Origin of the sequence: Lactobacillus melliventris (assembly GCF_013346935.1) — a bacterium.
Lineage (GTDB): Bacteria > Bacillota > Bacilli > Lactobacillales > Lactobacillaceae > Lactobacillus.
In genome coordinates, this window is record NZ_JAAEEB010000001.1 from 170,135 (window position 1) to 189,963 (window position 19,829).

Sequence of the window (19,829 nt, forward strand, 5' to 3'; positions counted from 1 at the left end):
AGGAAAAACAATGGCTGATAATTTAGCAAGAAAAATAGAGTTTAATCCTAATGAGCAAAGAGATCCAGAGAAGAGACAACGTCAAGTTCTCAATCATCACAACGTTGCTTGGACCGGCTTCGAAAAGTCCTTGCTTATATTGGGAACAATGATCACAATTGGCTTAATGACAATGCTCGTTTCTTCTAGTATTTCTGCTACTTCAGCTCAACATGAACTTACTAGTTTGCAGCGCTCGGTTGCAAAAGAGCAAAGTCAAGTTGGAGATTTGCATCAAGAATTAGGTGAGTTGACCTCAAGCTCAAGAATGAATAAAATTGCTCGCAGCAAGGGGTTGGCTTTGAATGAAAAAAATATTAGGACTATACGCTAATGAATAAGCACATTAGTAAAAAATATAACTTAAATTCCAAAGCCCACGGATACCGTTTTACAGTCGGGAGATTTCTCGAGGTAGCTGTTGCTTTGGTTTTTCTTGTATTTATAGGCAGATTTTTATATCTTGGAATCTCAAAAACCGTTAATGGACAAGATTTAACCGCTAAGACCGAACAATTGTATATGCGTAATCAAGTGTTGAAAGCCAATCGGGGAAATATTTATGACCGGAATGGTTTAGCTGTAGCGCAGGATTCTCATTTATACACAATTTATGCCATTCTAGATAAATCTTCCATTAATTACAAAAATAAGCCGGAATATGTTGTTAACAAAAGTAAAACTGCTGAAAAGTTAGCACAAGTTTTACCTCTTAAAGCAAATAAAATTTTAAAGTATCTTAATCCTTCGCAGCCGGTTTTTCAGGTACAATTTGGTACTGCCGGTTCTAATTTGACCAAAAAACAAAAAGACCGGATTGAAAAAATGAATTTGCCGGGAATTAAATTTTTTGAAACTCAGTCACGGTTGTACCCTAATGGTAATTTTGCAGCTCACATAATTGGTCTGGCTACACCAGTTTATGATAAAAAAACAAGACAACAAAATTTAGAGGGTACAATGGGACTGGAAGCTTGGTATGACGACGTTCTTACCGGAAGAAACGGCTATCAGGTTTCAGCTGTTGATGCCTCAAATTTCCAGACGCCCAACAGTACCCATACTTATAAAGCCCCTGTAGATGGTAATAATATTTATCTAACTATTGATTCGCAGTTGCAGGAATGCCTTGAAAGCAGGTTGTCTTATGTTCAAAATACCTTTAATCCTGTTTCTATGACAGCCGTTGTGGAAGATATGAAGACGGGAAAAGTTTTAGCTGCTTCACAAAGACCCAGCTTCAACCCACAGACCAAAAAGGGACTTAAAAATTCTTATCGCAATATTTTGGTGCAAGATACATATGAACCCGGATCAGTTTTTAAAGTCCTGACATTGTCCTCTGCCGTCAATAGTGGGAACTATCATCCAAATCAATATTATAATTCAGGATCAGTTTCTGTGAATGGCTCAGTAATTCACGATTGGAAGCCGCGTGGCTGGGGAAGCATCCCTTTTTCACAAGCATTTCCACGGTCAAGCAATACCGGATTTGTTCATATTGAGCAGCAGATGGGTGCTAAGACTTGGAAAAAGTATTTAAGAAAGTTTCACATTGGTCAGAAAACTGGCGTAACGCTCCCAGGTGAACAACCAGGATTGATCGCGTTTAATTCACCTATTGATCAGGCTGTCACTAGTTTTGGGCAGGGCGTTGATGTGAATGTCATGCAAATGATGCAAGCTTTTAGCAGCTTGGCGAATAATGGTCAAATGGTAAAACCCCAATTTGTTGAAAAAATTACGGATGCAGATGATCACATAATAACAGGTTATCAAATAAAACAAGTTGGCAGGCCAGTTTATACTAAAGAAACAGCAAACATAGTTCTTGGAAACATGCGACAAGTTTTAAATAAAAGAATTGGTACGGGAGCTGCATACCAGATGAAAAATCAAAGTATTGCTGTTAAAACGGGAACAGCTCAAATTGCTAATCTTAAAGGTGGTGGCTATCTTAAGGGTAACAATAATTACATCTTTTCTGTAGTTGGAGTTACACCGGCTAAGCATCCGCGTTATTGCATTTATATCACTGTCAAGCAGCCTCAAAGAATGAGTAAACCGGCTGAAGTAATTCTTTCTTCAATTTTTAAACCTGTAATGAATAGAACAATTCTTATGTCTAAAAATGGCTTAAGCAGTTCAACCATGATTAAAATACCTGATTTAGCAGGGCAAAATTATAAGGAAGCTGAAGCAATTGCTCAACAGGTTGGTTTCAGACTTGTCAGGATTGGTTCAGGTGATAAAATAACCAAGCAGTCTTATCAGGTAGGTCAAAAAAAGCAGTCTGGTAAATTAATGCTGGTGCGGACTGCTGGCATTATAAAGTGTCCTAATATGAAAGGCTGGACAAATGATGAGCTGCAGCAGTTCGCAGATTTGACTGGAGCTAAATTAAGCATTAAGGGTACAGGTGCAGTATCTAAGCAAAGTATAACTGTTGGTGAAACTGTCAAATCCGGGACAAAAATAAAAATACAATTAAAGGAGTAGCATTTTATGCTGATCATTAGCATTATTGCATTAGTAAGTTCATTGGCGTTAACGGGGATTATTTTACCCTGGGTGATTATTTTCATGAGGTCACACCATGAAGGACAGGAAATTCGGGATGAAGGTCCTAAATGGCATGAAAAAAAGTCTGGTACACCTACAATGGGTGGTGTGGTTTTTGTTTTAGCAGCCACAGTTTCTACAATCTGGGTTGGTGTATGGCAACACGAAGTCACGAAAATGATCTGGATTTTATTAATCAGTTTGCTGGGTTACGGTATTATAGGCTTCTTAGATGATAGTATAAAATTGTTTTATAAGCGTAATTTGGGTCTTCGTGCATGGCAAAAATTTTCTTTACAAATTTTAGTTGCTGTTCTGATTATTATCATCGCAGCAACGGACCATTTTCAATTCAAACTTTTCATACCGTTTTTTGGTGTAGTTAACAGTGTTGTTTTATTCACAATTTTTGTAATTTTCTGGTTGGTAGGTTATTCCAACGCAGTTAATCTGTCAGACGGTTTAGATGGTTTGGCAACTGGACTGTCAATTATTGCTTATGCCACATACTCTTATATCGCACTTAAACAAAAAAATTTTGCCGTTTTAATTTTTTGTATGAGTGTCATAGGAGGGTTGATTTCATTTTTTATTTTTAATCATAAGCCTGCTAAAATTTTTATGGGTGATGCTGGGTCTCTAGCTTTAGGAGGAGGACTGGCTGCTGTTAGTATCTTTCTAAATAGGCCTTGGTCACTTTTGTTAGTGGGAATCGTATTTGTATGTGAAACAGCGAGCGTAATTTTGCAGGTTATCTCTTTTCAAACAACTGGTAAACGGATTTTCAAAATGACACCGATACATCATCATTTTGAAATGCTGGGTTACTCTGAATGGAAAGTAGACATTATTTTCTGGATTGTTGGCTTACTGGGAAGTATCTTGTATTTAGTAATATGGGGATAAAATAGTTCAATGAGGCAAGTTAAGACTTATCAAGGTAAAAATATTTTAGTTTTAGGCCTCGGCAAAAGTGGTTTTGCAGTAAGTAAATTACTGCTTGAACTTGGTGCAAAGCTAACTTTAAACGACAAGGCTGATTTAAGTAAAAATCCAAAAGCACAGGAATTGAAAAAACTAGGCGTGCAAATAATAGGTGGCACGCATCCAGTAGAATTATTACACCAAGAATCTTTTGCTTATTTAGTAAAAAATCCGGGGATTCCTTATGAAAACCCAATGGTGCAAGAGGCAATAAAATTAAATTTGCCAATTATTACCGAACCTGAAATTGCACTGAGTGTTAGTGAAGCTCCATATATTTGTGTTACAGGCTCAAATGGTAAAACTACTACGGTAATGCTAGCACAGAAAATTCTGGATCATTATCTGGCTAAAAATGGCCATCATGCCTATGCAGTTGGTAACATTGGTGTTCCAATTTCTGAGATCGTGAAAAAAGCTACCAAAGATGATATCTTGGTTTGCGAAACTTCTAGTTTTCAACTGCTTGGCGTAACAGATATTGATCCTAAAGTAGCTGCGATTATTGATATTTATCACAATGTCCATATAGATTATCACAAGACTTTTGCTAATTATGTTAATGCCAAGCTAAACGTTACCAGGACGCAAACTTCAGATCATTATTTTTTAGCTAACTTAGATCAAAAAAATATTTTTGAAGAAGAAAAGAAAGTTACAAAAGCAAAACTAATAACTTTTTCCGAAAATGATCGAACTGCCGACTATTTTATTGCTGATGGCTATTTACAGAATCAACATGAAAAAATCATTAAGACCGCCGACATGAAATTACCCGGTATCCATAACCAGCAGAATGCTTTAGTTGCTAGCGCAATTGCACAAATTATGGGAGCGACTATCAGCGATATCCAGGCAGTGTTAACTAGTTTTGCCGGGGCAAAGCACCGCTTACAATATGTTATGACCTTGGAAGGCCGCAAAATCTATAATGACTCCAAATCCACGAATATAGAGGCGGCTTCAGTAGCTATTCCCTCTTTTGAAGATCCTGAAGTTTGGATCGCTGGTGGGCTAGATCGCGGTTTTACATTTGACTCCTTGGTTCCACTTTTAAAAAAACATGTTAAAGCCGTGGTTTTATATGGCGAAACCCGTTATTTATTGGCTGATGCCGCGCGCAAAGCTGGCATTAAAAATATTGTCATTGAAAATACCTTACAGGAAGCAGTACCAAGAGCATATGAATTGACAAATCCTGGTGATGTATTGTTATTTTCACCAGCTTGTGCGTCATGGGATCAATTTCGAACCTTTGAAGAACGTGGAGACTATTTTGTTAATTTTATAAAGGAATTGAAGACTAAATAAAATGAGAATAATATTTACAGGTGGAGGAACTGGCGGCCATATTTATCCTATTATGGCAATTATTGAACGATTAAAAGAGCGCAACTTGGCGACAAATGATGAAATACTGTTTGTCGGCACCAAAAATGGTCTCGAAGCCAAAATAGTTCCAGCAGCAGGAGTAAATTTTAAAACGATTGAAATGCGCGGGTTTTCTCGTAAACATATAATAAGTAATTTTGCTACAATTAGTCTGTTTCTTAAGGCCACAAAAAAAGCTCAAAAAATTATTAATGATTTTAAGCCTGATATTGTGATGGGAACTGGTGGCTATGTCAGTGGTGCCCTAGTGTACGAAGCAGCAAAAATGAAGATTCCAACTATGATTCATGAATCTAATTCAGTAGTTGGCGTTGCTAATAAGTTTTTAGGACACTATGTAAACAAAATTTGTTATACGTTTGATGATGCTGCCAAGCAATTTTCGGAAAAGAAAAAGTTGGTAAAAACTGGAAATCCACGTTCTCAGCAAGTACTAAATCTGTCATCAACCAAGATTGATTTGCAAAGCAAATGGGGTCTTAATCCTCAAATACCTACAGTATTAGTTTTTGGCGGCTCTCGTGGTGCTTTGGCTATCAATCGGATAATGTTAAAATCACTGACTCGGCTTGAAACTAAGCCATACCAAGTCATTTGGGTGACAGGAACTTATTATTATCAAAAAATTGCAGAAAAACTAACCAATGTTAATTATGGTGAAAGTATCAAAATCTTACCGTATGTTAAGGATATGCCAGCACTTTTACCAAAAATGATTTGTGTGGTTTCGCGTTCAGGAGCCACTAGTATTGCGGAATTTACCGCTTTAGGTGTTCCAGCTATTTTGATTCCTAGTCCAAATGTAACTAATAATCACCAAATGAAAAATGCTCTTGATCTTGAAAAAGCAGGCGCAGCAACAGTGATTGCAGAAAGTGAACTCAATATTAATAACTTTATTTCTTCAATTGATCATATCGTGTTGGATCGTAAATACTATACAGAAATGAGTAAGGCGTCTAAAAAACTAGGAGTTTCTGATGCTTCTGATGAAGTAATTAGAGTAATGCAAGATTTAGCTAAGTAAAAAGAAGGTGAGGCAGTTGACAAAAAAGCGAGTAACTAAAATTGACCCTAAAGAAAAGCTATCGCCATATTTAAGTCATCAATCAAGTAAGAAAAAGAAAAATTTCAGGACTAATACAAAAATTTCTGCCTCTCTTTCTAAATTACATAATGAACGTAAATCTGCACTATTAAAGAGACTGGGACTTATAATAGGTGTTTCAGTAATAGTGCTTTTAGGACTTGGCTATTATATTTCGCCACTGGCAAATGTTCAAAGTATTCAAATTAGCGGGGAAAATGATTTACCAGTAAAAGAAGTTGTAAGAGCAACAGATATTAAAGCTAGTGATAAAGTAGTCGATTATCTTCTTAATAAAAATGGCGTGTCCCGTAAACTTTCTGTCAAATACTCAGAAATAAAAAACATCAAAGTTCAAGTTAAAGACTTTAATCATTTAATAATTGAAATTGATGAATATCCCACAAAAGGCTACATAAAAACTTCTAAAGGATATCGTAAAATACTTACACAGGGAAAATTGGGGTCTCAGTTTATTCCTTGGTCAAAAGTGTATCCAGATAAACCAGTTTTTGTAGGCTACAATCATGAAGTATCTCTCAAAAAAATTCTTCATTTATTCAATAGTTTACCGCCTGATTTTCAGGATCAAATTAAATTATTAAGTGGTAATACCCGAAGAAAATCACAAGTGATTTTTCTAATGAAAAACGGGAATGTAGTTATTGGCAACATTTCAACCCTAAAAAGTAAAATAAAGTACTATAATAAAATAAAAACTAAAGTGGGAAAAAATACGCTGATTGATTTGGAAGTAGGGGCATTTAGCAGGCCGCTTACACCAAATGAAAAGCGTGCATACGGTTTAATATAAACTGATTTTAAGCTGGTTTTATGGTAAAATTTTTTTAGGTAGCACTGACGGGGGGAAAATTTTGGACAATTCGAATTTATTAGTGGGCTTAGATATTGGTACCACAAGTGTGAAAGCGGTTGTAGCCGATTCTGGCAAAGTTATTGGAGCTGTTGCAGTTCCTAATAAAGGGATGCGACATGGTAATATAGTTGATATTGATGAAACTGCCGCTGCGATTAATAGGGCACTAAAAGAAATAGCCAAAAAGACAAATGCAAATATTTATCGAGTAGTAACAGGTATACCTGTAGGTATGCTCCAACTTGAAACTGCAAGTGATTTAGTTAATATCAGCGATAATGGTCAAGAAGTAGGTAACCATGATGTTAGGCGAGTAGTTCGTGCTGCCATCAGGTCTGCTGTGAAAAACGAACGGGAGCCTATTTCTTTTTTGCCAAGTCGCTTTCTAATTGATGGTAAAACCGAAGTCGATGATCCGCGAAAAATGATTGCACATTCTCTGTCGGTACAAGGCATCATGTTAACGGCTCCTGCTAGTCCTTTACATAATATCAAAAAAGCTATTGAACGTGCTGGCTATTCCAATAACTTTTTTATTCCAACTCCACTTGCTATTGCCAGCGTGGCTTTAAATGAAAGTGAACGCCATTTTGGTTCAATTATCCTCGACTTAGGTGGAGGAGTTACGACGGCTACGGTAATTCATAATAATCAAATTAAATATGCTAATATCGATTTTGAAGGCGGCAGTGATATTAGTAATGACATTTCGGTTGTTTTAAGTACTTCTAACAAGGATGCAGAACAAATAAAACTTGATTATGGTTATGCTGATCCTAGCTTGGCATCTGCTAAAAATAAATTTGCCGTTAACAGCGTTGGTTCAAATGGCCAGCAAATGGTTGACGAAAAATATTTAAGTGAAATTATTAACGCCAGGGTTATCCAGACTATTGCTAGAATTGAAAAAGGTTTGGTTAAGCATGATGCTTTAGAGTTACCTGGTGGTATTATTATTACTGGCGGAAGCAGTCTTTTGCAAGGCTTTGATAGTATTATAGCTAATAAATTGAATGTTAAGGCGCGAATTTATCAGCCTGATCAAATTGGGATGCGTAATCCAATTTACTCAGCGGCTTACGGAGTAGTTAACTATGCATATAAAATGTCCGATATAGATTTCCTAGTAATTAGTGCTATTTATGGCAGAGGTGCTCTCGGTCAAGGGGAGCAGTCTACTCAGGAAAAGCCAAAAACTTCTAAAAGAACAATTGCTGTTAATGAAACTAAAAGAAAAGAAGAATATAATAGACATGAGTTACTAAAGCGTGAGCAATCTCCGCATAGTAAAACAAAAAATAATACGCAAAATAAAGATAAAGGCTTTAAGAACTTCTTCAAAAAGTTCTTTGATTAAAGGTGGTTAATTAGATGGATTTCACGTTCGATTCAGACGACAATAAAAATGCTGTCATCAAAGTTATTGGTGTCGGTGGTGCTGGTGGTAATGCTGTTAATCGAATGATTGATGACGGTGTGCAGGGAGTTTCCTTCGTTGCTGCTAACACTGATGTACAAGCATTAAATAGCAATAAAGCAGAGAATAAAATTCAGTTAGGCCCTAAATTGACAAGAGGACTGGGAGCTGGCTCTCACCCTGAAGTTGGCCAAAAGGCTGCAGAAGAAAGTGAACAGACAATTGAAGATGCTTTAAAGGGCGCTGACATGATCTTCATTACTGCTGGAATGGGTGGCGGTACTGGAACTGGTGCTGCCCCAATTGTAGCTAAGATTGCCCGCGAAACGGGTGCTTTAACTGTTGGCGTTGTAACTCGTCCTTTTACTTTTGAAGGACCAAAAAGATCAAAAAATGCCGCTGAGGGTATTGCGCAGTTAAAGCAGTACGTTGATACTCTTGTAATTATTGCCAATAATCGTTTGCTAGAAATGGTTGACAAAAAGACACCAATGATGGATGCCTTCAAAGAAGCTGACAATGTCTTAAAACAAGGTGTTCAAGGTATTTCTGACCTAATTACTTCAACTGACTATGTCAACCTCGACTTTGCCGATGTTAAAACTGTTATGGCTAATCAAGGCGCTGCTTTAATGGGTATTGGCCGTGCAAGTGGCGAAAATCGCACTGTTGAAGCTACAAAACTGGCAATTTCTTCCCCTTTGCTTGAAGTATCGATTGATGGTGCTAAGCAGGTACTGCTAAATATAACTGGTGGTCCTGACTTAACTTTATTTGAAGCGCAGGATGCTTCAGAAATCGTTTCTAAGGCTGCAGGTGACGATGTTAATATAATTTTTGGTACTTCTATTAATCCTAATTTGGGAGATGAAGTTGTAGTTACTGTTATTGCGACAGGAATCAACTCTCAAGCAGAGGAGGAAGCCTCAAAGCAGCTCCCGGGTCATAGTCACCAGATTAAATCCCAACCAGGTCAAGCCAATACATCTCCAGAAAGAAAAATTAACTCAGTTAACAGACCTATGGAGCAAAATACGGCAGTAAGCGAAAATTCCAGTGCAGTTCAAAGTGCACCTAAACATAAGCCAATGGTTGATCCGACAAGTGTTTGGGGCCTGGATAACGATGATGAGGGTAACCGTCGGTCAACACCTTTTGCAGCAAATCAGGATGATAGATCTAGTTCATTTGATGAAGACGATCAAAGTAGCATTTCACAAATCGAAACTAATGCTTTTGATGATGACGATACTGATGATATTCCATTTTTCAGGCATCGTGGTGAAAACTAATAGGAGGCAAGAGAAATGGCTTTTAGTAAAATAGGCAAATTTTTCGGCGTGGCAAATGATGAAGATGAAATGTTAGATGACGAATATGCAGAAGAGCAGCAATTAAGTGATGAAGACAGTTTTCCTGCTGGTGCTGTTAACCGCGATAAAGTTGTTTCCATTAAATCTGGTATGAATGCTGCCAAAAGCAAAATTGTGCTTTATGAGCCACGTGTTTATTCAGATGCTAAAGAAGTTGCACAGAATTTATTGAATAATAAAGCAGTAATTATTAACTTTAGCAGAATGGAAGATGCATCAGCCAGAAGAATCGTTGATTTTATTACTGGTACAGTGTACGCTTTAAATGGTGAAATTCAACGTATCGGTGATAAAATTTTTTTAGCTACTCCCCCAAAGTTTGTCACGAATGGTAAAATTAGCGATCTAGTTGATAAGAAAGATTCTTTAAGTTAATGGCAGCAAATATCATATATTACAGCATTAATGTTATTGACTATGTAATATGGATTTACAGTATAGTCATGGTAATTGATGCAATTTTAAGTTGGGTTCCTTCTCTACGCGATTCAGCTGTGGGTCGCATAATTAATCGAGTAATTGACCCTTATTTGAATATTTTTCGAAAGGGGCCAATTGCCAGACTGTCTAATGCCACTGGATTAGATATTTCATTTTTAATTGGTTTGCTTTTACTTTATTTTGTCCAAGATTATGTTTTAAATTGGATTGCAAATATTTTATTTCATTTATTTGTTTAACCTCCAATCCTAATAAAGAGCTGGTAAATTTCGTTATAACTTTGACGAGAGCTACTAGCTCTTTATTTATCAGTTGGCTCAATTATTTCCTAAAATAAAAGAAAGTCACAGTTCATGCTATAATAATTTACGAAGTGACAGAGTAGTAATTTCACCTTCACTATTAGGAGGCAGTTCTTGAAAGCATCTAATATCTCAAAACGTAGTTTTTATATTAAAAATGTGGTCTTTAGGGGAAATTTATCTGACCAAAAAACAGTTGATAGAATGAATGGGCTTATAAATGATGTCATTTATAAACATCAAAAAGTTTTAACTGAATTTTTAGACCCAGGGGAAAGAGATATTTTAAAAAAGCTGGCTGGAAATGAAGTTTGCCTGCAAAGCTTTGGTGGCTATTTAAACGCTGAAAAAAAGAGAGTTGTTATAACAGAAGATTGGGCTACTGGTTCATCTCTGTCATATCAAATCAGTCTTTTTGAAATTGAATATCCTCAAAAATTTGTTTCTTTGACACATAGTGATGTATTAGGAAGTATAGCTAATGCTGGAATAGAAACGTCTACATTTGGTGATATTATTACGGATGGGAATGGGCGCTGGCAATTTTTTGGCAAAAGTGAACTAACTGATTTTTTCCAATATGAAATTACTCATATAGGCCACACAAAAGTTAAATTAAGGCCTATTTCAAGTGAAAAAATATTAGCAGTTGATGATGATAGTAAACACTTAACGGTAATTGCTTCTTCATTGCGATTGGATGCAGTTTTGGCAGCGATCGCTAAACAAAGTAGAAGCCAAATTAAAGCCAATATTAAGAATAATTTAGTTAAATTAAATTGGCATACTATTAAAGATTTTAATATAATAATTGAAGAAGATAATGTTCTTAGCCTAAGACATTTTGGCAGATGTAAAATTATGGGTATTTCAACAACAAAAAAGGGCAATTATAAGGTGGTATATAAGCTATGGCAAACGAAAAGAAAGAAACGCAGAAGCTGACTCCGATAAAAATTCACAATAAAGAATTTAAAAAAAGAGGATTAAGTGGATATGACAGGCATGAAGTTGATAGTTTTTTAGATCAAATTATTAACGATTATGGTGATGTATTAGATCAAAATGTTGATTATAAAAATAAAATAATACAATTACAAGATCGAGTTTCAAATTTGCAAAAGCAAGTTGCACAGTATCAGCAGAATGAAAATGCTACTAAAGAAGCCATAAATAATGCAAAGATCAAAGCAGAAAGAATTATCAATGACGCTACAGTTCAGGCAAATAATGCAACTGAGCAGGCTAAAATTGATACTGATTATCAGCGTCAGCAACTGGAAACTATTAAGTTAGATTATGAACGGGTCAAAAAGGAAACTTCCGGTTATCGCAGGTATATACAAGAACTTTTGCAAAAAGCAATTGAGAATCTGAATGACGAAAAGTGGCAAAAAGCTCTTGATCAATATTTTGATACAGAACGATTTTATCCTCCAGATGGTGCAGAACCAATCATGCTCACCGATGAGGACGAGGATGTCGATGAAGACGATGACGATGATGATACTGATGAAGAAGATGAGGATTTTGAGGTTGACAACGATACGGATGATGAAGTAAACTTTGAACAAGACTCTGAAGAAACAAATAATAGTCCTCAACCAATGACCGGTGACAGTCCTAGTATTGAAACTGTTAATAACGACGATGCTGCAGCCGATAATAATTCTGGTGGAACTACTATTATTTTTCCGGATGACTATAAAAATCATAAATGACAAACTGACAGTAAAACTTGCGAGCAATTCAGCGAATTAGTGAGGGTGTGAGTCTAATATAAGAGCTTAAAAGTTGATCAGCTGTTAATGATGGTTTGTCACGGTAGTTGCACGATACGCAATTCATTAAGTGGAGTTTAGCAACTCAATTTAGGTGGTACCACGATATTAACCTCGCCCTAATTTTAGGACGAGGTTTTTTGATAGGAAGGATTAAAAAATGAGAGTGAAAGATACACTTAATTTAGGTAAAACTAAATTTAAGATGCGGGGCAATTTGCCAGTACGTGAAGCACAATGGCAAAAAGAATGGGAAGAAAATAAATTATATGAACAGAGATTAAAATTAAACAAAGGCAAGCCAAGATTCGACTTGCATGATGGTCCTCCCTTTGCAAATGGTAATATTCATATTGGTCATGCGATGAATAAAGTGTCTAAGGACATAATCGTTCGCTTCAAAAACATGAACGGTTATTATGCTCCTTATGTTCCGGGTTGGGATACTCATGGTTTGCCAATTGAACAGCAATTGACTAAACAGGGCGTTGACCGCAAAAAAATGAATCTTGCGGATTACCGTCAACTTTGTCAGGATTTTGCCAGTAAAGAAGTTAAAAAGCAAATGACTGACTTTAAGCGTTTAGGCGTAATGGGAGACTGGGACCACCCATATATTACTTATCAGCCAGAATATGAGGCAGAAGAAATTCGCGTCTTTGGTAAAATGTATGAAAAAGGTTATATCTATAAAGGTAAAAAGCCCGTTTATTGGTCTCCTTCAAGTGAATCAACATTAGCTGAAGCTGAAGTTGAATATCACGATATTAAATCACCTTCAATTTATGTTTCATTTCCTGTAAAGGACGGTAAGGGAATTCTGAATCCTGAGAAGACATATTTCTTGATTTGGACAACTACACCTTGGACTATTCCTACTAACCAAGGGATTACAGTCAATCCAGGGTTTGATTACTCAGTAGTCCAGGTTAACGATAAGTGTTACGTGGTTGGAACTGATCGTTTAGAAGCCGTTGCTGAAGAATTGGGCTGGAATGACTATGAAGTGGTGCAACATCTTAAGGGTAGTGAAATGGACCGTATGGTTGCTAAGCATCCTTTGTATGATCGTGATGCCATTTTAATGAATGCGATGCACGTTACTGCTAGTGATGGTACTGGCTTAGTTCACACAGCTTCCGGCTTTGGTGAAGACGACTATAATGTTGCTCAAAAATATGGTCTACCTGTATATAGTCCTATGGATGACAAGGGCTGCTTTACTGCAGATATTAATGATCCTGATTTAGCTGGCTTATTTTATGATGATGCGAATAAAGTTGTCAGCGAAAAATTAAAGAAGTCAGGGAATTTACTCAAGTTAAGTTTCTTTACCCACTCTTACCCACATGATTGGCGCACCAAGAAGCCCGTAATTTACCGTGCTACCACACAATGGTTTGCTTCTGTTGCTAAGTTTCGTCAGCAAATTCTTGACCAAATTGATCAGGTTAAATTTACGCCTTCTTGGGGTCAATTACGCTTACACAATATGATTAAAGATCGTGGTGACTGGGTAATTTCCAGACAGCGTGCTTGGGGTGTTCCACTGCCAATCTTTTACGCAGAAGATGGCACTGCAATTGTGACGCCAGAAACTATCGAGCATATTGCCCAGATTTTTGCTAAAGAGGGCTCAAATGCTTGGTATAAGAAGACTGCTAAGGAATTATTGCCCGAAGGTTTCACTTCTGAACATTCTCCAAATGGTAAGTTTACTAAAGAAAAAGATATTTTGGACGTTTGGTTTGATTCAGGGTCTTCCCATCAGGCTGTTATGGCCAAAAGACCAGATTTGAAATTTCCATGTGATCTTTACCTTGAAGGTAGTGACCAATACCGTGGGTGGTTCAATTCAAGTCTGATTACCTCTGTAGCTGCCACAGGTAAAGCACCTTATCGTGGCATTTTGTCACAAGGCTTTGTTTTAGATGAAAAAGGACATAAAATGTCTAAATCGTTAGGTAATGTAATTTCACCAAACGATGTCATCAAACAAATGGGTGCGGAAATAATTCGTTTATGGGTTGCCTCAGTTGACACGACTTCTGACGTTGCCGTTTCACAAGATATTTTACGTCAAACCTCTGAAAGTTATCGTAAAATTCGTAATACTTTCCGTTACATGCTGGCTAACACCTCAGACTTTGATCCACAAAAAGACCGCGTGGTTTATGAAAATCTCAATTCTATTGATCAATACCTGGAAGTTAAACTTAACGATTTAGTTAAAACTTGCCTTGACAGTTATGAACGTTACGACTTTAATAATGTATATAAAAAGGTATTTGCCTTTATCTCAAACGATTTATCAGCATTTTACCTGGACTTTGCCAAAGATGTTCTTTATATTGAAAGCAAAAATAGTCATGCGAGAAGATCAATGCAAACTGTAATCTATGACGCAGCGGTAAAACTTGCTAAAGTCATGACACCAATATTGCCTCACACAATGGAAGAAGTTTGGTCCTTCTTAAAAGAAAAAGAAGATTATGTCCAGCTTGCTGACATGCCTGAAGTTGAACAATATGATAATCATGATGAGCTTCTGGAAAATTGGCAGAAATTCATGAATTTACGTGATGATGTTTTGAAGGTGCTCGAAGAAGCACGTGATCAAAAATTAATTGGTAAATCTTTTGAAGCAGCTGTTACAGTTTATCCCACAGATGAGATAAAAACTGTTTTAGCTAATCTTGATGCCAACTTTAGACAAATTTTGATTGTTTCTAAATTAACGATTGCTAAGGGTGAGGCACCGGCAAATGTTCAAAAATTACCAAATGGTGCTTTTGTAGTTGAGCATGCTAAAGGAGAAGTTTGTCCTCGTTGTCGCATGATTAGAACTGATATCGGAGCTGATAGTGAAGTACCAATGCTTTGCGGTAGATGTGCTAAAATTGTCAAAGAGGATTACCCTGAAGCTGTGCAGGAAGGCTTAGAAGAATAATGCGCTACGGAACTGTAAAGCAATTCGATCGTAACAGTAGTTTTGGTTTTATTACTGATAGTGAAAACCAGAAATCATATTTTGTTTTTTATACAGCAATAAAAGAAGAAGGTTATCGTCGCTTACAAGTAGGACAAAAGGTTAAATATCAGCTTGCCCAAGGAAAAAATGGGCTCCAATGTGTGAACGTATATTTAGCTGATTAACAGGAAAGTGAATAATGGATTTAACAGAAACTGAAATCTCTTCAAAACAAATTTTTACTGGGCGTATAGTTGATCTTTCAGTTAGAACGATCAAATTACCTAATGGTGAAACTGCAACAAGAGAAGTAGTAAAACATCAGCCTGCTTCGGCTGCCATTGCAGTAAATGATAAGCAAGAAATGTTGCTGGTTGAGCAGTGGCGTGAGCCGATTAAAGAGTTGACTTTGGAAATTCCAGCAGGATTAATAGATGAAACTGATGCCAGTCCATTAGATGCCATGAAAAGGGAATTAAATGAAGAAGGCGGATATCATGCCGACTACTGGGAAAAGATAACAGAATTCTATTCGTCGCCTGGCTTTACTAATGAGAAACTATACTTATTTTATTGTGATACATTAACCAAATTGACTGATAAAAAGGCGCTTGATCCTGACGAATTTTTAACTAGTCACTGGTATAGTTTGGAAAAGTTGAAACAGCTTGCGGCACAAGGTAAAATTGTTGATGCCAAGACATTATATGCAATGAGTGTTTGGGAGAATATGTTGCTTACCAGTGCTAATACAAGGGATTAAAATGACAGAAAAGCGATCTGATTACCGTAAAAAATTAAAAAAGAAAAAAAGCAAAAATATTTTAAATACAATTAAATCTGCTTTTGATGATAATGATGCTGAAGTTGACGTTAATCCTGATTTTACCCGTAATGAAGATGAAGTTATACAACCAAATGAATCTTCAAATAAAAGGGCAAAGACTCAGGGGCAGTCTCCGAGAAGAGAAAAGAATAAGTCACAATCTCAACCAACTACCAGTCAAGACAAAGCGTTAAGACTGAAAGGTAAGCTTAATCGTGCCATTCTCATCGTTTCAATTTTAATTATTTTGGTATTATTGGCGTTATTTCACTTATAAATAAAAACGAGGGTAAAAATGAAGATAGCAATTATTGTCCCAATGGAAATTGAGGCTGAATATTATCATAAGTATTTTCACTCTGGTCACAAAGAAATGTTCGGATCTACCACATTCGAGCATTTTTGCGTTAACCATAATGATTTATATATTGGTTTGAGTGGAATTGGTAAAGTCCAAGCTGCTATGAATTTAGCTAGTTTGCTATGCCAGCTTAATATTGATTTAGTTTTTATGACTGGTACAGCAGGATCTTTACAGCCCAATATTCAAAAGGGCGATTTGATTTTAGCCAGTTCATTTGCTTATCACGATGCGCATAATACTCTAGCAGGGGATTATGTTGAAGGACAAATACCAGGTGAACCGGCAGAGTTTGTTTTGAAGTCGACTGTTAGAACACAATTTGCACAGTTTTTGCAGCATGAGAACATTGAATATAAAGAGGGACTTATTGTCACAGGCGATTCTTTCATTGGTTCACAAGCACAAAAAAATGATATTAAGCATAATTTTGCTCAAGCTTTAGGAGTTGAGATGGAAGGGGCTGCTTTTGCACAGGTGGCTTATCATTTTAATAAGCCCTTAATAGCTTTGCGAGCTATTTCTGACAATGGCAATCAAGATGCAAATGAAGACTTTGATCAGTTTGCACAAAAAGTGGGTGCTAAAGCGGCTAAAATTATTTGTACTTACATAGAGAAGATGAATTCATAAATGACAGAAATTTACTTGGATAATGCTGCTACGACACCTATGTCTGCCAAAGTAATTAATGTGATAGCTGAAGAAATGAAAAATGACTTTGGTAATGCTTCCAGTACTTATGAATTAGGACGTAAGGCCCGTCATGTCATTGATCTTGCCAGGCAAGAAGCTGCCCGAGCAATCAATGCCAGCGAAAATGAGATAATTTTCACCTCCGGTGGATCTGAGAGTAATAATACTGCTATTTTTGGGACTGCTCATAGTCGCAAAAATATTGGTAAACGCATTATCACAACAAAAATTGAACATCCCTCTGTTTTAAAGCCAATGCAGCAATTGGAAAAAGAGGGTTATGATGTTATCTACCTTGATGTAGATACAGATGGTCGGATATCATTGGCTGATTTGAAAAGGGCTTTAACTCCGCAAACTATTTTGGTATCTGTAATGGCAGTTAATAATGAGGTTGGAACAATCAATCCTTTGGCTGAAATTGGTGCAAAGGTAAGACAAAGTAATGCCTATTTTCATGTAGATGCAGTTCAAGGATTAGGAAACATTAATCTTGATGTTGCTAAAATGAATATCGACTTATTATCCACTTCTGCTCATAAAATCAATGGTCCTAAGTTTCTGGGATTTTTATATGAAAAAAATTCTATTAAACTACCACCTTTAGTTTATGGTGGGGAACAGGAAACTAAACGCAGGGCTGGAACTGAGAATGTACCTGGAATTGCGGGTTTTGGTGAAGCAATTAGTGAAATTGGAGCTATAGATAAAAATAAGCTCCAGGCTAATTATCAGAAGTTGCAAAAAATTATTTTAAATGAACTTGATCAAGCTAAAATTGAGTATCAAGTTAATGGTGGAACTAAAAAATTTGATTCTCATCATGTCCTAAACTTGCACTTTACTAATGTCAATACGACTATTCTGCAAACAAACTTAGATTTGGCTGGGTTTGCGGTTTCAGGGGGTTCTGCATGTACCGCAGGAACACTTGAGCCTTCCCATGTTTTAGTGGCTTGTTTTGGTAAAAACTCTCCGCGAATATCTGAGTCAATTCGTATATCATTTGGCCGTTATACTACAGCAGAAGAAGTTTCTGCTTTTGCAAGTCAGTTGGTTAAAATTGTGGGTAAAATACAAAACAAATAAAAAATTGCTTTTTTAAAAAGATATGCTTATTATAAGTAAGTGAGGTAATATTATGGCAAATATGGTTATGATTAATGGTGATCAACGCAAGTTTACGCTTAGTCCCGACTTGAAATTATATGCACTGATTGATGCCGGTTTTGTTAAAACTGTTAAGGGTAATTTTAATTATGAGCATCCACTTTATAATGATTCACCATATAACGCCCCAACAAAGTTAAAAATGACCATTAATAAGGAAATGACCCGTTTAACAATGGTCGTTACTGATAGAAATGGCTTGCAAAAGGTCAATATTTTTAAAAATAAGCAATTGGCTCCCACAGTGGAACTTTTAAATTATATCTTAAAAGATCTTGAGGAACGTAAAATTATTGTCGCTGTGAAGGATTGATTAATTTGGAAAAGAAAAATAAAAGAGTAGTTGTAGGAATGAGTGGCGGAGTAGACTCTTCAGTTTCCGCCCTTCTTTTGAAAAAACAAGGATATGACGTAATTGGTGTCTTCATGAAAAACTGGGATGATACCGATGATTCTGGTGTTTGTACAGCTACTGACGACTATGAAGATGTTAAAAAAGTTGCTGATCAAATTGGCATTCCTTATTATTCAATTAATTTTGAAAAGGAGTATTGGCAGCGAGTTTTTGAGTATTTTTTAAATGAATATAAAAAAGGGCGCACACCAAATCCTGATGTAATGTGTAATAGTCAGATTAAATTCAAGTCCTTTTTAGAGTTTGCTTTCAATCTGGACGCAGATTATATTGCAATGGGGCATTATGCAAAAACTATAACTGATAAAAATGGCATCACACATATGATGCGTCCTAAAGATGGTAATAAGGATCAAACTTATTTTTTAAGTCAGTTAAATCAAAAACAGATTAGCCGCGTTATTTTTCCATTAGCCAATTTCACAAAGCCGCAAGTCCGGGAAATTGCAATAGAAAATGGTTTAGCTACAGCCAAAAAGAAGGATTCCACCGGTATTTGTTTTATTGGTGAAAGAAACTTTCGCAAGTTTTTGAGTGAATTTTTACCTGCCCAGTCTGGTGAAATGATTACGCCAGATGGCAGAGTAGTTGGCCATCATGCTGGCTTAATGTATTATACAATCGGCCAGAGATCCGGTTTAGGCTTAGGTTCAACTAAAGAATCTACGGCTCCTTGGTTTGTTGTCGGCAAAAACTTGCAAAAAAATCAATTGATTGTGGAGCAGGGTTATGACAGCAAGCTACTTTATGCCACTGAATTAGAAGCTAGTGACATGTCATTTTTTACTGGACAGCCCAAGCATGATTTTACAATTCATTGCAGTGCCAAGTTCCGTTATCGTCAACCAGATGTCGGCGTGACAGTATCTTATGATGCTGCAGCAAACAGGGCAAAAGTTTACTTTGATGAGCCGGCACGCGCTGTAACTCCGGGACAAGCTCTCGTTCTTTATCAAGGCGAGGAGTGTTTAGGCGGTGGCAATATCGATTGCGCCTACCAGAATGAGCAGCAATTACAATTAGTCTAATACAAACAAGTAAGGAAAATGTGCCATGCATTTTCCTTTTTATTTGTGTTCGTTTTTCTTTTAAACTAATTAAATGATAAACTAGATAGCAACAGCTATAGAAAAGA

20 protein-coding genes are annotated in these 19,829 nt (G+C 36.6%); all 20 read left to right on the top strand.

The window, feature by feature from the left end; all coding sequences use genetic code 11:
- Nucleotides 1-10: 10 nt before the first annotated feature.
- The 20 genes from ftsL (at nucleotide 11) to mnmA (ending at nucleotide 19,722) form a co-directional block, all read left to right on the top strand.
- Complete coding sequence (gene ftsL / locus GYV61_RS00795; protein WP_046324739.1) at nucleotides 11-373, top strand: cell division protein FtsL; 363 nt, start codon at nucleotides 11-13, stop codon at nucleotides 371-373.
- Nucleotides 373-2,538: a penicillin-binding protein gene (locus tag GYV61_RS00800; RefSeq protein ID WP_174794404.1), complete on the top strand. Its 2,166-nt coding sequence runs from the start codon at nucleotides 373-375 to the stop codon at nucleotides 2,536-2,538. The genes ftsL and GYV61_RS00800 overlap by 1 nt, the downstream gene beginning before the upstream one ends.
- A 6-nt stretch (nucleotides 2,539-2,544) precedes the next feature.
- On the top strand, nucleotides 2,545-3,507 hold the full coding sequence (mraY, locus tag GYV61_RS00805; RefSeq protein WP_046324741.1) for a phospho-N-acetylmuramoyl-pentapeptide-transferase: 963 nt from the start codon (nucleotides 2,545-2,547) through the stop codon (nucleotides 3,505-3,507).
- Between the two features lie 9 nt (nucleotides 3,508-3,516).
- Nucleotides 3,517-4,896, top strand: coding sequence for a UDP-N-acetylmuramoyl-L-alanine--D-glutamate ligase (murD, locus tag GYV61_RS00810; protein ID WP_174794405.1), 1,380 nt, complete (start codon nucleotides 3,517-3,519; stop codon nucleotides 4,894-4,896).
- Between the two features lies 1 nt (nucleotide 4,897).
- Entirely contained in the window at nucleotides 4,898-6,004 is a 1,107-nt protein-coding gene (gene murG / locus GYV61_RS00815; protein WP_174794406.1) for an undecaprenyldiphospho-muramoylpentapeptide beta-N-acetylglucosaminyltransferase, read from the top strand.
- A 16-nt stretch (nucleotides 6,005-6,020) separates the two neighbouring features.
- Nucleotides 6,021-6,878, top strand: coding sequence for a cell division protein FtsQ/DivIB (locus GYV61_RS00820; RefSeq protein ID WP_110446021.1), 858 nt, complete (start codon nucleotides 6,021-6,023; stop codon nucleotides 6,876-6,878).
- Nucleotides 6,879-6,939: 61 nt separating this feature from the next.
- Nucleotides 6,940-8,298: a cell division protein FtsA gene (ftsA, locus tag GYV61_RS00825; RefSeq protein ID WP_110446022.1), complete on the top strand. Its 1,359-nt coding sequence runs from the start codon at nucleotides 6,940-6,942 to the stop codon at nucleotides 8,296-8,298.
- Between the two features lie 14 nt (nucleotides 8,299-8,312).
- Entirely contained in the window at nucleotides 8,313-9,650 is a 1,338-nt protein-coding gene (gene ftsZ / locus GYV61_RS00830; RefSeq protein ID WP_122037518.1) for a cell division protein FtsZ, read from the top strand.
- 15 nt (nucleotides 9,651-9,665) lie between these two features.
- Nucleotides 9,666-10,106, top strand: coding sequence for a cell division protein SepF (locus GYV61_RS00835; protein ID WP_046324747.1), 441 nt, complete (start codon nucleotides 9,666-9,668; stop codon nucleotides 10,104-10,106).
- Nucleotides 10,106-10,411 (top strand): YggT family protein, encoded by a 306-nt coding sequence (locus GYV61_RS00840; RefSeq protein ID WP_122037519.1) that lies wholly within the window; start codon nucleotides 10,106-10,108, stop codon nucleotides 10,409-10,411. The genes GYV61_RS00835 and GYV61_RS00840 overlap by 1 nt, the downstream gene beginning before the upstream one ends.
- A 177-nt stretch (nucleotides 10,412-10,588) precedes the next feature.
- Nucleotides 10,589-11,419 carry a YlmH family RNA-binding protein gene (locus GYV61_RS00845; RefSeq protein ID WP_233558038.1) on the top strand — a complete coding sequence of 277 codons (831 nt, stop codon included), beginning with the start codon at nucleotides 10,589-10,591 and terminating at the stop codon, nucleotides 11,417-11,419.
- Nucleotides 11,386-12,195, top strand: a complete 810-nt coding sequence (locus tag GYV61_RS00850; protein ID WP_046324749.1) for a DivIVA domain-containing protein — start codon at nucleotides 11,386-11,388, stop codon at nucleotides 12,193-12,195. The genes GYV61_RS00845 and GYV61_RS00850 overlap by 34 nt, the downstream gene beginning before the upstream one ends.
- A 220-nt stretch (nucleotides 12,196-12,415) precedes the next feature.
- Nucleotides 12,416-15,205, top strand: a complete 2,790-nt coding sequence (ileS, locus tag GYV61_RS00855) for an isoleucine--tRNA ligase (RefSeq protein ID WP_174794407.1) — start codon at nucleotides 12,416-12,418, stop codon at nucleotides 15,203-15,205.
- Entirely contained in the window at nucleotides 15,205-15,411 is a 207-nt protein-coding gene (locus GYV61_RS00860) for a cold-shock protein (protein WP_046324751.1), read from the top strand. Before ileS ends, GYV61_RS00860 begins: the two co-directional genes overlap by 1 nt.
- Nucleotides 15,412-15,425: 14 nt before the next feature.
- Nucleotides 15,426-15,989: an NUDIX hydrolase gene (locus GYV61_RS00865; RefSeq protein ID WP_046324752.1), complete on the top strand. Its 564-nt coding sequence runs from the start codon at nucleotides 15,426-15,428 to the stop codon at nucleotides 15,987-15,989.
- Nucleotide 15,990: 1 nt separating this feature from the next.
- The gene (locus GYV61_RS00870) at nucleotides 15,991-16,329 is read left to right on the top strand and encodes a hypothetical protein (RefSeq protein WP_046324753.1); all 339 of its coding nucleotides are present in this window, start codon (nucleotides 15,991-15,993) and stop codon (nucleotides 16,327-16,329) included.
- A gap of 18 nt (nucleotides 16,330-16,347) precedes the next feature.
- Complete coding sequence (locus tag GYV61_RS00875; protein WP_046324754.1) at nucleotides 16,348-17,046, top strand: 5'-methylthioadenosine/adenosylhomocysteine nucleosidase; 699 nt, start codon at nucleotides 16,348-16,350, stop codon at nucleotides 17,044-17,046.
- Nucleotides 17,047-18,198, top strand: coding sequence for a cysteine desulfurase family protein (locus tag GYV61_RS00880; protein ID WP_174794408.1), 1,152 nt, complete (start codon nucleotides 17,047-17,049; stop codon nucleotides 18,196-18,198).
- A gap of 52 nt (nucleotides 18,199-18,250) precedes the next feature.
- Nucleotides 18,251-18,592 carry a DUF1831 domain-containing protein gene (locus GYV61_RS00885; protein WP_174794409.1) on the top strand — a complete coding sequence of 114 codons (342 nt, stop codon included), beginning with the start codon at nucleotides 18,251-18,253 and terminating at the stop codon, nucleotides 18,590-18,592.
- A gap of 5 nt (nucleotides 18,593-18,597) precedes the next feature.
- The gene (gene mnmA / locus GYV61_RS00890) at nucleotides 18,598-19,722 is read left to right on the top strand and encodes a tRNA 2-thiouridine(34) synthase MnmA (RefSeq protein ID WP_174794410.1); all 1,125 of its coding nucleotides are present in this window, start codon (nucleotides 18,598-18,600) and stop codon (nucleotides 19,720-19,722) included.
- Nucleotides 19,723-19,829 lie beyond the last annotated feature (107 nt).